Source organism: Leifsonia sp. 10N434, from assembly GCF_056394405.1.
Genome location: NZ_JBFTHV010000002.1, coordinates 539064 through 552060 on the forward strand (window position 1 = coordinate 539064; position 12997 = coordinate 552060).

Genomic DNA, 12997 nt, shown 5'->3' on the forward strand with positions numbered 1-12997 from the left:
GGGGCCTCCTGTGCCGCGGGCTAATGCGTGTACGGTCGGGATGTGGCAAAGAGCGCAACGAGTACTGCAGCATCCGTCGAGCGGCCGGCCGAGGAGTCCGAGATCACGCCGCTCATCGGCCGGATACCCATCCTGAAGCTCTCACCGCAGGTGGACGAGGGCCTCTGGCCCGCCACCGCGTTCAGCGGTGAAGTGGTGCCGTTCCAGGCGACCGCGTTCCGCGAGGGACACGATCTGATCGGGGTCGATCTGCTCCTGCTCGACCCGTCGGGCGAGCAGACCGAGCACCGCATGCGTCCGGTCGCCCCTGGCACGGACCGCTGGGAGGCGCTGGTGCAGCTCGAGGCCGAGGGTCTCTGGCGCTACCGCATCCAGGCCTACGCCGACGAGTACGCGACCTGGAAGCACAACGCCGAGCTGAAGATCCCGGCCGGCGTCGACGTCGAGCTCATGTTCACCATCGGCCACGAGCTCCTGGTGCGCGCGTCGACCGACAAGCGGCGCAGTACGGCCGAGCGCCGGCACCTCTCGGAGAGCGCGAAGGTGGTCGGAGACACGAACCGCAGCACCGAGGAGCGACTCACCGCCGCGACGGACACCCGCATCGCGGCCATCCTCCAGGCACGCCCCGTGGTGAGCCTGCCCACCCTCTCCGCCACCCGCTCCGTGCTCGTCGAACGCACCCGCGCCGGCGTCGGCAGCTGGTACGAGTTCTTCCCCCGCTCCGAGGGTGCGAAGAAGCTTCCGGACGGCTCCTGGAAGTCGGGTACCTTCCGCACCGCGGCCAAGCGCCTGCCCGAGGTCGCCGCCATGGGCTTCGACGTCGTCTACCTCCCTCCGATCCATCCGATCGGTCACGACTTCCGCAAAGGCCCGAACAACACGCTCGAGGCCGGCCCGAACGACCCGGGCTCCCCGTGGGCGATCGGCAGCGCCGAGGGCGGCCACGACGCGATCCACCCCGACCTCGGCACCGAGAAGGACTTCGTCTACTTCGTGGGCAAGGCCAAGCAGTCCGGTCTCGAGATCGCTCTCGACCTGGCGTTGCAGGCGGCACCGGACCACCCGTGGGTCACCGAGCATCCCGAGTGGTTCACGACCCTGCCCGACGGCTCGATCGCATACGCGGAGAACCCTCCCAAGAAGTATCAGGACATCTACCCGATCAACTTCGACAACGATCCGATCGGCCTGCGCACCGAGGTGCTGCGCATCGTGCGGTACTGGATCTCGCTGGGGGTGCGGATCTTCCGCGTCGACAACCCGCACACCAAGCCGATCGCGTTCTGGGAGTGGCTCATCCACACCGTCAACGCCGAGTACCCGGATGTGGTGTTCCTCGCCGAGGCGTTCACCCGCCCCGCGATCCTGCACACGCTGGCCAAGGCCGGCTTCCAGCAGTCGTACACCTACTTCACCTGGCGCAACACGAAGGAGGAGCTCGAGGAGTTCCTCGACGGCCTCGCCCACGAGACCGCCGACTTCCTGCGGCCGAACCTGTTCGTGAACACGCCCGACATCCTCACGGAGTACCTGCAGTTCGGCGGACCGGCGGCCTTCAAGATCCGCGCGGCGATCGCCGCGACGGCTTCGCCGACCTGGGGCGTCTACTCGGGCTTCGAGCTCTTCGAGAACGTGGCCCGTGCCGGCGCCGAGGAGTACATCGACAACGAGAAGTACGAGTACCGTCCCCGCGACTACGCCAAGGCCCAGACGGCAGGCCGCTCGCTTGCGCCGTATCTGACGATGCTCAATCGCGCGCGCAGCGAGCACGCAGCGCTCCGCCAGCTGCGCAATCTGACCGTGCACGGGAGTGACGACGACTCGATCCTCGTCTACTCCAAGTACCTGGCCGGACAGTTCACGCGCAGCGGCAAGGCCGACGCGATCATCGTCGTGGCGAACGTCGATCCGCATTCCGTGCGCGAGACGATCGTGCACCTCGACGTCGCGGCATTCGGCGTGGAGCCGGGAACCTCGTTCGAAGTCAAAGACATCGTGACCGGAGCGAGGTGGACCTGGGGAGCGGACAACTACGTACGCCTCGACGCGTTCACCGAGCCCGTGCACATCCTGAGTGTGAAGGTGGGCCCCTGATGACCCCGATCCCCGAAGGCGCCGCTGCGGTCGACCTCCCCGCCCTCGACGACGCCCTGCTGTTCGCCGTCGCGACGGGCAGCTATCACGACCCGCACTCCGTGCTCGGCCAGCATGCGGTGAGCGCGCCCGGCGTCGCCGACCGGATCACCGTGATCCGCACGCTGCGTCCGCTGGCGAGCGCGGTCTCTGCGGTGCTGTCGACCGGCGCGCACATCGAACTCGCGCACCTCGCCCACGGCATCTGGCAGGGCATCGACATCATCGGCGCCGACGGCTACACCGTGGAGGCCCGCTACCCCGACGGCAGCGTCTGGACGGCAGAAGATCCGTACCGGTTCCCGCCGACCATCGGCGACCTCGACCTGCACCTGATCGGCGAGGGCCGCCACGAGCAGCTCTGGTCGGCCCTGGGCGCGCACGTGCGCGAGGTCGACGGCGTGCGCGGCACGGCGTTCACGGTCTGGGCTCCGCATGCCAGGGCCGTGCGGCTCGTGGGCGACCTCAACGACTGGGACGGCACCCAGCACGCGATGCGCAACATGGGCCCGACCGGCGTGTGGGAGCTCTTCGTCCCCGGCATCGGCGCCGGCTCCATCTACAAGTTCGACCTGCTCGGCCAGGACGGCCAGTGGGTGCGGCGCGCCGACCCGATGGCGCGGGCCGCGGAGACCCCGCCGGCCACGGCATCCGTCGTCACCGAGAGCGGATACCACTGGGGCGATGGCGGCTGGATGGCCGACCGCGCGGCGCACGACGTGCACAACGGGCCGATGAGCGTCTACGAACTGCACCTCGGCAGCTGGCGGCCGGGCATCGGCTACCGCGAGGCCGCCGACCAGCTGATCGACTACGTCGGAGCCCTCGGCTACACGCACGTCGAGTTCCTGCCGCTGTCCGAGCATCCGTTCGGCGGCTCCTGGGGCTATCAGGTCACCGGCTACTACGCGCCGACGAGCCGCTTCGGCTCCCCCGACGACCTGCGCTACCTGATCGACCGGCTGCACCAGGCGGGCATCGGCGTGATCATGGACTGGGTCCCCGGGCACTTCCCGAAAGACGAGTGGGCCCTCGCGCGCTTCGACGGACAGCCTCTCTACGAGCACGGCGACCCCCGCCGTGGCGAGCAGAAGGACTGGGGCACCCTCGTCTTCGACTTCGGCAATTCGCAGGTGCGCAACTTCCTCGTCGCCAACGCGCTGTACTGGCTCGAGGAGTTCCACGTGGACGGCCTCCGGGTCGACGCCGTCGCTTCGATGCTGTACCTCGACTACTCGCGCGAAGACGGCGAATGGCTGCCGAACATCCACGGAGGGCGCGAGAACCTCGAGGCGATCAGCTTCCTCCAGGAGGTCACCGCCACTTCGTACAAGCGCAATCCCGGCACCGTGATGATCGCCGAGGAGTCGACGAGCTGGGCCGGCGTCACGGCGCCCACCTCCAGCGGGGGGCTCGGCTTCGGCTTCAAATGGAACATGGGCTGGATGCACGACGCGCTCCAGTACATCCACGAGGACCCGATGTACCGCAGCTACCACCACAGCGAGATCACCTTCTCGTTCGTCTACGCGTTCAGCGAGAACTTCCTGCTGCCGATCAGCCACGACGAGGTCGTGCACGGCAAGGGCTCGCTGCTGGGCAAGATGCCGGGCGACCACTGGCAGCAGCTGGCGAACGTCCGTGCGTTCCTCGCCTTCATGTGGGCGCACCCGGGCAAGCAGTTGCTGTTCATGGGCCAGGAGTTCGGTCAGCCGTCGGAGTGGAGCGAGGAGCGCGGGCTCGACTGGTGGATTCTCGACCAGCCGGCGCACCGCGGCCTGTGGGACCTGGTCGCCCAGTTGAACGCCACCTACAAGGCCAATCCGGCCCTGTGGGCGCTCGACAATGATTCGTCCGGATTCGAGTGGATCGACGGCTCGGATGCCGCCGGCAACGTGGTCGCCTTCCTTCGCAAGGACAAGGACGGCAACCCGATCGCGGTTCTGCTGAACTTCTCCGGCAACCCGCACACGGACTACCGGGTGGGCCTGCCGTTCGCCGGCGAGTGGGAAGAGCTGCTCAACACCGACGCCGAGCTGTACGGCGGGTCGGGCGTCGGCAACTTCGGCGCGGTGACGGCCGTGGACGAGCCCTGGGCGGGTCGCCCCGCATCAGCCACCGTGACGCTGCCGCCGCTCGGCGCGCTGTGGCTCAAGCCACGGACGAACTGAGCCAGTCGCGGTAGGTGACGCCGTCGAGCGCGTCGGCGGGGACGAGGTTCTCGCCGGCGCGCCAGGTGGCACCGAGCGGTCCGCCGACGCGGAGGCCGACGATGGCGCCGCGCCCTCCCGTCACCGACTTCCACTCCCCCGCGAGCTCGCGGGCCGTTCGGATCTCGGGGCCGCCGATGCTCCTGGTCGCGTTCGGAGCGCCGTGTCCTTCCGCCGCGTCGACGAGGACGCGCGCGACGTCGCCGACCGCGATGGGCTGGAAGCTGATCTTCGTCGGCGCCGGGATGACCCCGAGGCGGGAACCGCGTTGGAAGAATGCGGTGATGAAATCGTGGAACTGGGTCGCCCGCACGATGCGCGTCTCGATCGGCGACTCCTGGTAGTTGCGCTCCTGGGCGGCCTTCGCACGGTAGTACGGGTAGGCGGACCGGTCGACATTGACGATCGAGAGCAGTACCGCCTGCCGCACGCCGAACCGCGCAGCGGTGTGCAGCAGGTTCTGCGAGCCGGAGGCGAAGACGTGGCTCGCGGCGCGACCGCCGCCGTTCGATGCGTCGACGAGCACGTCGGCGCCCTCGAGGACCTCCTCGAGACCGTCGCCCGTCACGAGGTCGGCGAAACGGTAGTCGGCGCCGGGAACGTACGCGGGCGCGTCGTCATCGGGGACACGACGGCTCGCCACGACGACGTCGTGGCCTCGTTCGATGGCCTCAGCGGTGACAGCCCGGCCCGCGAGCCCGGTGCCACCCACGACGAGAACGCGCGGCATTGGCAGCCTCCCGGCGGGTCGGTTGGGAACAGTGCCGCCGCGCGGCCGGTGGAGGCCCGCTCAGTACAGCAGCGACGCCAGCCTAGCCCGCGCCTTCACGACGCGAGGGTCGTCCACACCGACAATCTCGAAATAGTCCAGGATGCGCGTACGCACCACTTCCCTGCCCGCAGCGTCGAGCGTCGGGAACAGGGTGAGCAGACGGTCGAATGCGTCTTCCACGTGGCCGCCGGAGAGGTCGAGGTCGGCGACGAGCAGCTGGGCATCGACGTCGCGCGGGTCTTCGGCCGCTGCGGAACGGATCTCGTCCATCGACTTACCGTCGAGACGGTCGAGCAGGCTCACCTGAGCGAGGCCGGCAACGGCCATGGTGTCGCGCGGGTCCTGCGCGATGGCGGTCTTGTACTCGGCGATCGCGGTCGCGTAGTCACCGCGCTCGATGGCCTCGTACGCCTCCGCGTGGTGCGGGGGAAGCGGCTCGGCGACGGGCTCGGCGGGAGCGGCATCCGGATCGTCGGAGGCGGCGGGATCGCCCTCGACCGCTGCACGTCCGGTCACGCCGTTCTGGGCGGCGAGCTGCAGCAGCTGCTCGAACACGTCGCGCACCTGCGCCTCGGGCACGGCGCCCGAGAACAGCTGGACGGGCCGGCCGCCGATGACGGCCGCGACCGCGGGCACGGACTGCGCCTGGAACGCCTGGACGAGCTGGGGGTTCGCGTCGACGTCGATACGCACGAGCACCAAACGGCCGTCGTAGTCCTTGACGACCCGGTCGAGCACCGCAGACAGCTGCGCACTCGGCTCCGCCCAGTCAGCACGGAGGTCGACGACGACAGGAACCGTCATCGACAGGTCGAGGAAGTCGTTGAAGTTGGCGTCGGTGCCCTCGAAGTACAGGCTCGGCAGGGCGACGACCCCGTCGGGAGCGCCGGCGTCCGCCGCCCCCGCTGCGGGTGTCTGCCCTGACGTCATGGCCCGGTTGACGAGCGATGTCAGGTCGACGGCACCGCGCAGGCTGGCGGCGTTCGGCGGAATCTGGCTCATTTGACTTCCTTCGCTGCGACGAGGCCCTGAGCGAAGCCCAGGAGGGTGATCTTCGAGTCGGAGCCGGCCTTCGGTACGTAGAACGCCAGCTGGTAGCCGTAGGTGGTGTCGATGCCCGTCTTCGACATCGTCACGCCCGAGAGGGCCGCGGACGTGGGACCGGCGCCGACCTCGGCCCCCGCCTCCACGACGCGGAGCGACTCCGTCTCGGTGAGGCTCGTCCAGACGATGGCGCCCGAGTCGTTGGTGGCCATCGCCGTCGGCGGGGTCGACCCCACCGCGTGCGAGAACTTCAGCGACGCCGTCTTCTCGAGATTCGCGAGCGCCTTGGCCTTGTAGGCCTGGCCGACCACGCCGCGCAGGGTGTCGCCGGTCGCCTCGAAATCGGGCGCGTACTTGCTCTTGTCACCGTTCACCAGGATGTCGGCGTAGGCAGCGGCCACCTGGTTGGGAGCCAGCTTGAGCAGCTTGGAGTCCGGCGGCACGACCGCTGCGCCGATGCTGGCCGGCGCGAGGTCCGGCACCTTGGCCTTGGGCTCGAGCGACACCGCGTAGCTCACCTGGTAGTTGCTGCGAGCGGTCTGCTGCACGAGCGTGAGCGCGATCGGCGCCTGCGTCGTCTGCGCCGGCTTCACGACGGTCATCACCACGCGCGGCCAGGTGTCCGTGGACTGGGGCAACGACACGGCGAGCGGCCCCGCCGAGATGGCGGGCAGCGCGGGGACGTCGGACTTGTTGGTGCGGATCGTGTAGTTGGCCTTGCGCAGTTCGAGCGCCGGGCCCGAGAAGCGGGTCGCGAGCAGTGTGGCGTCGCGCTTCGCGTCCGCCTGGGTCGTAGTGGCGGAGATGCGCTTCATGATGCGCTCCAGCTGCGGCACGGTGACGCTCGGGGGCATCACGTCTTTGGCCTTGGGCAGGTCCGTCGTGATCGGGCTGGCCGTCGGTACGGCCGATGCCGAGGACTGCGACCAGAACTCGGAGGTGCAGCCGGTCAGTCCGAGCGCGCCGACGAGCACGACCGGAACGGCGATGAGCGCGCGCCGGGTCGAGCGCCGGCCCTTCGGGGTGGCCTCGATGGCCTTGGACGGCTTGTATCGGGGCGCCTTGGGAAGCTTCGGCATCTTGGGGCCGCCTCCTCCCTTGCGTCGTGGGCCGCGCGACTTGCGCAGCGAATAGAGCCCCCAGAGGTAGAGGGCGAGGCCGACGACAAGCAGTCCGAGCCCGCCGACGATCAGCGGACCGGCCCACGGGGTGCTCGTGTCGAGCGGCCAGACGACGCGCACGGTGTTCGGCGCCGGCTGCGTGCCGTCTGCGGCCACGATGACGCTGATGCTGTCGGGCACGTTCATCCGGGTCAGCTTCGCGTCGTCGCCGTCGAACTCCTCGAGCCAGAGATCGGAGCCGGCCGGGTTGGGTCCTGGCGTCACCGCCGCCTTGGCCGAGGTGTCGGCGGACGCGCTCGGCGTCGCGGACGGTGTCGCCGTCGGCGCAGGGGTGGCGGTGCTCGTCGATCCCGAGCCGCCGTCGCCCTGGTCGGACGGCGTCACCTTCTTGGTCGTGATGGTGCCGTTCGCGGTGTTCAGGGTGAGCCGGGTGTAATCCTGATCGCCCAGCCATGCCGTCACATCGGCGGTGCGGCCGTACGCGACGACCTGCTTGTCACCACTGCCTCCGGTGACCGACATCGTCTGCTGGCCCGGATGCGCGTTGAGCACAGTACCGTCGATGACGATGTACCGGGGGTCGCCCGAGACGGTCGTGGAGACGGCCACCTGGGAGGGTGGTGCGAACACCGTGCGCTGGGCGATGCCGACAGCGATCATGACGGCCGCCACGACGAACGCGACGATGGCGAGTACGAAACGCAAACAAGCTCCTTCTGTGTTGCCCCGGGACGCCCGGCGGGCACAGTCAGTACACGATAGTCGACCACCCTGGGAGGCTCCTAACGATTGCCTGGACAGTCGCGGTCCCGACAGGGCCCCGATGCAGCTGTCGGGCTCGAAATGTAGGATTGGGGCGGTGCGGCAGCCACGTGGCGTGCACGCCTCGGACTTCAGGAGAGACAACAGTGGCCACCGACGATTCGAACTTCACACAGGTCTTCCGCGGATACGACAAGGACGAGGTCGACAAGGCCGTCCAAGACCTGCGGCGCGAGCTGATCAAGTCGAACACCCAGGCTGCCGATTCCGCCAAGGAGATCAAGCGGCTCCAGGTGCGCGTCGAGGAGCTCAACGCCGAGATCGAAGAGGTCGGGAGCCCCACGTTCTCCGGTCTCGGAACGAAGCTCGAAAACACGCTGCGGGTGGCCGAGGAGCAGTCGACCCGCCTGATCGCCCAGGCCGACATCGATGCCGAGAAGCTCCGCAACGGCGTCGCGGCGGAGGTCGACAAGATCAAGTCGACGGCCGCGCAGCAGGCCGAACGGGTGCTCGCCGACGCCCGCGCCCGCGCGACGACGGCCCTCGAGGACGCGCAGATCGCGGCGGCCGAGGTACTGGCGAAGGCGAACACCGACAGAGAGACCCTCGTCACGGATGCGCTGCGCGAAGCGGCTGCGATCCGCGGTGCTGTGGCCACCGAGGCCGCGGAGGTGCGTGCGACGAGCAAGCGCGAGTCGGCCGCTGTGCGCGCCGAGGCGGACCGGGAGGCGGCGGAGCTCAAGGCCGTGGCCACGCGCGAGGCCGAAGCCGCCCGCGCCGAGGCCGCGCAGCTGGACCGCGAGATCGAGACAAGACGGGCCGAGCTCGCCAACGCCTTCGCCGACGATCGCGCCGCGTTCGAGCGCGAGTCCGAGCAGACGCGACTCGAGCTGGCCAAGAAGGTCGCGGAGACGAACGATTCCCTCGAGGCCGAGAGCGTGCGCACTCGCAACGAGCTCGCGGCCGAAGCGGCGCAGGCCCGCGCCGACCTCGCCGACGAGGTCGAGCGCCAGCGCGTCGCACTCGCGTCCGAGGCGGCGCAGACCCGTGCCGACCTCGAAAATGAGACCAGGAGCGCCCGGCAGGCGCTCGAGACCGAGGTCGAGCAGACGAAGAAGGCGCTCGCCTTCGAGGTCGAGCAGACCAGGAACAGCCTCGCTGCCGATGTGGAGCAGACCCAGTCCGCTCTCGCAGACGAGGTCACGCGCACCAAGAGCGAACTCGCAGACGAGGTCGCCACCACCACGAGCGCCCTCGCCGACGAGGTGACCCGCACCAAGAGCGAACTCGCAGACGAGGTCGCCACCACCACGAGCGCCCTCGCCGACGAGGCGGTCCAGACCCGCACGGCGCTGGCCGACGAGGCGATCCAGACCCGCACCGCCCTCAGCGACGAGGCGACCCGCACGCGCGCGGAGCTCGAGGCCGAGCGCACCGCGACCGCAGCGTCCCTCGCCGCCGACCGCGAGCAGACCGCGAGCAGCCTGGCCGCCGAGGTCGAGCAGACCAGGGCGGAGCTCGCCGCTGCTGCCGAACGACAGAGCCGCGACCTGAGCGCGGAGGCAGCGCAGCTGCGTGCCGATCTCGCCGCGGAGGTCGACCGCACCCGCAGCAGCCTCGCCGACGAGGTCGCCCGCGAACGGAGCGTCCTCGCGGCCGAGGTGGAGAGCACGAAGGCGCAGCTCGCCGCCGAGGTCGAGCAGACGAGGTCCGCTCTCGCGACCGAGGTCGAGCAGACCAAGTCCGCCCTCGCGACCGAGGTCGAGCAGACCAAGTCCGCCCTCGCGACCGAGGTCGAGCAGACCAAGTCCGCCCTCGCCGCCGAGGTCGAGCAGACGACGTCGACCCTCGAGAACGACGTGACGAGCACCCGCTCGGCACTGGAGGCCGAGGTCGAGCAGACCAAGTCCGCCCTCGCCGCCGAGGTCGAGCAGACCAAGTCGTCGCTGGCCGAAGAGATCGAGCGCACCCAGGCGACACTCGCCGAAGACGTGCGGCGCACGGCCGTCGACCTCGCCGACCAGCGGCAGTCGACCGCCGACACGCTCGCGAACGACGCTGAGCAGCAGCGCGTCGCTCTCGAGAAAGAGGCGGAGGAGACGCGTGTCGCCCTCGCCGACGACACGGAGCGGGCCCGCATCGCCCTCGAGCGCGAAACCACCGAGGCACGGGCGAAGCTCGCCGCAGAGGTGGCCGAAGCCACGACGGCGCTCGAGGCCGAGCTCGCGGAGCTCCGCAGCGCCTTCGAGCAGGAGGCGGCCCAGGCACGAGCGGCGCTCGACGCGGAACTCTCGACGCTGCGCACGCAGACCCTCGAGGCCGTCGAGGCGAAGACCCGCGAGATCGAGCAGGCCCGCATCGACCTCGACGTCGAACTCAAGGCACGGCGCGACGAGGCGGAGAAGGATTACCTGAGTCGCCACCAGGAGGCGGTGGCCCAGACCCAGAAGTACCTCGACGAGGCCAACCAGCAGCTGGCCGAGGCGGTCAAGCGCACCACGCAGGCGCGCACCGAGGCGGACACCTTCGAGACCGAGGCCCGCAACACGGTCAAGTCGGCCCGCAAAGACGCCGAGGCCACGGCGGCGAAGATCGTCGCCGACGCCGAGGAGCGCGCTGCCGGGCTCGTCGCAGAGGCCGAGGAGCGCACCGAACGCCTCGTGGCGGACGCGGAAGAACGCCTGGCGCAGATTAGGATTGAGCGCGAAGCCGTTGCGGGATACTTCGAGAACCTTCGAGGAGTGCTGCAGCAGGCGGAGAAGGTCTCCGCCGATAGCAACTGACGTTCGTAACCAGGGGGCCGCATGAAGATCCAGAACCCGTTCAGGGTCGGCCTCATCGGAACACTGGGCGTCGGCGTCGGGATTCTGATCCTCACCTCCGTCGTGAACCTGGCGACGATCATCACGTACATCGGCGCAGCGCTCTTCATCGCGCTCGGCATCGAGCCGCTGATCTCGTTCCTCGAACGCCACAAGTTCCCGCGCTGGTCGGCCCTGGTCATCACGCTGGTCGTCATCCTCGGCGCGCTCGCCGGCCTGATCTGGGCGATCGTGCCGGTCGCCGTCGACCAGCTCACCCAGTTGATCAACGGAATCGTCACCTGGGTCAATGAGGGCAAGGCGCAGCAGTGGTACACCGATCTGCAGCATCAGTTCCCCGGCATCGTCAATCAGCAGAACTTCGACGCGGTCACGCAGTGGCTGCAGAAGAACCTGCCGAACATCACCTCGACCGTGCTGGCCACCGGCGTCGGCATCGTCAGCGGCGTGTTCGGCGCCCTGATCGTGATCATCCTGACGATCTACTTCACCGCTTCGCTGCCGAGCATCAAGCGTGCTTCGTACCAGCTGGTCCCCGCGTCGAAGCGTGCCCGGTTCTCCGACCTCGGCGACCAGATCACCGACTCCGTCGGCAAGTACGTCATGGGCCAGGTCTCCTTGGCTCTCATCAACGGCATCCTGAGCGCGATCTTCCTCACCATCATCGGCGCGAAGTTCCCGATCCTGCTCGCGTCGATCGCCTTCTTCTTCTCACTGATCCCGCTGGTGGGCACCATCACGGGCTCCGTCATCATCACCGCGGTCTGCCTGCTCGCCGGGCCGGCGACGGCCATCACCGCCGGCATCTACTACATCATCTACATGCAGGTCGAGGCGTACGTGCTGAGCCCGCGCATCATGAACCGCGCGGTCTCCGTGCCGGGTGCCCTGGTCGTGGTCGCCGCCCTCGCCGGCGGCACGCTCCTCGGAATCCTCGGCGCCCTGATCGCCATCCCGTTCGCGGCGGGCATCCTGCTCATCATCAAGCAGGTCGTCATCCCCCGCCAGAACGAGCTCTAGACCGCCGTCCCGTCACGCCATTCGCCCGGAAGGGGCAGCGCCGACGGATTGACGCGTTCGACGATCTCGCTCAGCACGCGCCTGGTCTGGTTCTCCCCCACCCAGAGGTGCTTGCCGCCCTCGACATCGACGAGCTCGATCTGCGGGAGCGGCGCGAACGCCTCGGCTGCCGCATCCGGCTTCAGGTAGTCGTCGTGCTCGGGGATGAGCGCCACGATCGGCCGGGGGTCGCCCGCCCAGGCGGCCAGGTGCTCGGGCTTCGCACGATGCAGCGGGGGCGACAGCAGGATGACACCGTCGACCGGGAAGCCGCGCCCGTACATCAGGGCGAGCTCGGTGCCGAACGACCACCCGACGAGCCACGGATGCGGCAGGCCGCGCTCCGCGACGAACTGCATGGCGGCCTCGACGTCGTAGCGCTCCTCGATGCCGTGGGAGAACCGGCCTTCGCTCGTCCCCCGTGGCGACGCCGTCCCCCGCGTGTTGAAGCGGAGCACGGCGATGTCGGCGAGGGCGGGCAGACGCGCCGCCGCCTTGCGCAGGATGTGCGAGTCCATGAAGCCGCCGCCGGTCGGCAGCGGGTGCAGTGTCACCAGGGTCGCGACCGGCGCGCGGTCGAGCGGCGACGCCAGTTCGCCGACGAGCGTCAGGCCGTCGCGGGTGTGCAGCTCGATGTCTTCGCGCCGTGCGGGCAGCTCGACGCTCCCCCGGATCTCGATGGGCTCAGTGGTCACGTGCGTCCTTCTGCTCAGCTGATCTTCCAGCAATGGGAGTGCCAGTGCCGGCGTGCCGCGATGTCGGCCGCGTCGCCCATCACCCCGTCGGCGCGCCAGGCCACGAGATGGGCGACCCCGGGAGAGATGTCCTGACCGCAGCCGGGGCACACGTAGCTCTTCTGCGCCTGCACCGTCGACACGGGCTGCACGTTCCACGCGATGCCGCGGCGCACCTCGGTGCGGCGCCAGCCGGTCATGATGCGCGAGAGGTCGAGGGCCTCGTCATCATCGCGGCCGTGGCCCTGACGGCCTCGGGGACGATTGCTGCGCGGCATCACACCAGTCTAGACACGGCTGTGGTGACACATCCGTCATCGGCTACGCGTCGTGCGAC

At 69.3% G+C, this 12997-nt stretch carries 9 protein-coding genes; 4 read left to right on the forward strand and 5 right to left on the reverse strand.

Annotated elements, in window-relative coordinates:
* The first annotated feature begins 42 nt into the window (after window positions 1-42).
* Window positions 43-2097, forward strand: coding sequence for an alpha-1,4-glucan--maltose-1-phosphate maltosyltransferase (locus AC1DB1_RS08265; RefSeq protein ID WP_477200399.1), 2055 nt, complete (start codon window positions 43-45; stop codon window positions 2095-2097).
* Complete coding sequence (gene glgB / locus AC1DB1_RS08270; protein ID WP_271178413.1) at window positions 2097-4307, forward strand: 1,4-alpha-glucan branching protein GlgB; 2211 nt, start codon at window positions 2097-2099, stop codon at window positions 4305-4307. Before AC1DB1_RS08265 ends, glgB begins: the two co-directional genes overlap by 1 nt.
* On the opposite strand, the gene AC1DB1_RS08275 is transcribed toward glgB, so the two are convergent.
* From AC1DB1_RS08275 to AC1DB1_RS08285, 3 genes are read right to left on the reverse strand one after another with little or no spacing between them, the layout of a single operon-like run.
* On the reverse strand, window positions 4288-5076 hold the full coding sequence (locus AC1DB1_RS08275; RefSeq protein ID WP_477200400.1) for an SDR family oxidoreductase: 789 nt from the start codon (window positions 5074-5076) through the stop codon (window positions 4288-4290). The two genes, glgB and AC1DB1_RS08275, sit on opposite strands and share 20 nt — an antisense overlap.
* A gap of 60 nt (window positions 5077-5136) precedes the next feature.
* Window positions 5137-6120, reverse strand: a complete 984-nt coding sequence (locus tag AC1DB1_RS08280; protein WP_477200401.1) for a tetratricopeptide repeat protein — start codon at window positions 6118-6120, stop codon at window positions 5137-5139.
* The gene (locus tag AC1DB1_RS08285) at window positions 6117-7988 is read right to left on the reverse strand and encodes a DUF8094 domain-containing protein (protein WP_477200402.1); all 1872 of its coding nucleotides are present in this window, start codon (window positions 7986-7988) and stop codon (window positions 6117-6119) included. Before AC1DB1_RS08285 ends, AC1DB1_RS08280 begins: the two co-directional genes overlap by 4 nt.
* Before the next feature lie 203 nt (window positions 7989-8191).
* Between AC1DB1_RS08285 and AC1DB1_RS08290 the strand changes: the two genes are divergently transcribed.
* Together AC1DB1_RS08290 and AC1DB1_RS08295 are read left to right on the forward strand one after the other, a co-directional pair.
* On the forward strand, window positions 8192-10828 hold the full coding sequence (locus AC1DB1_RS08290; protein WP_477200403.1) for a coiled-coil domain-containing protein: 2637 nt from the start codon (window positions 8192-8194) through the stop codon (window positions 10826-10828).
* A gap of 21 nt (window positions 10829-10849) precedes the next feature.
* Window positions 10850-11887 (forward strand): AI-2E family transporter, encoded by a 1038-nt coding sequence (locus AC1DB1_RS08295; protein ID WP_271178408.1) that lies wholly within the window; start codon window positions 10850-10852, stop codon window positions 11885-11887.
* On the opposite strand, the gene AC1DB1_RS08300 is transcribed toward AC1DB1_RS08295, so the two are convergent.
* Both AC1DB1_RS08300 and AC1DB1_RS08305 read right to left on the reverse strand, forming a co-directional pair.
* Window positions 11884-12606, reverse strand: a complete 723-nt coding sequence (locus AC1DB1_RS08300; protein ID WP_271178930.1) for an alpha/beta hydrolase — start codon at window positions 12604-12606, stop codon at window positions 11884-11886. The two genes, AC1DB1_RS08295 and AC1DB1_RS08300, sit on opposite strands and share 4 nt — an antisense overlap.
* Before the next feature lie 29 nt (window positions 12607-12635).
* Window positions 12636-12938: a hypothetical protein gene (locus AC1DB1_RS08305; protein ID WP_271178407.1), complete on the reverse strand. Its 303-nt coding sequence runs from the start codon at window positions 12936-12938 to the stop codon at window positions 12636-12638.
* Window positions 12939-12997 lie beyond the last annotated feature (59 nt).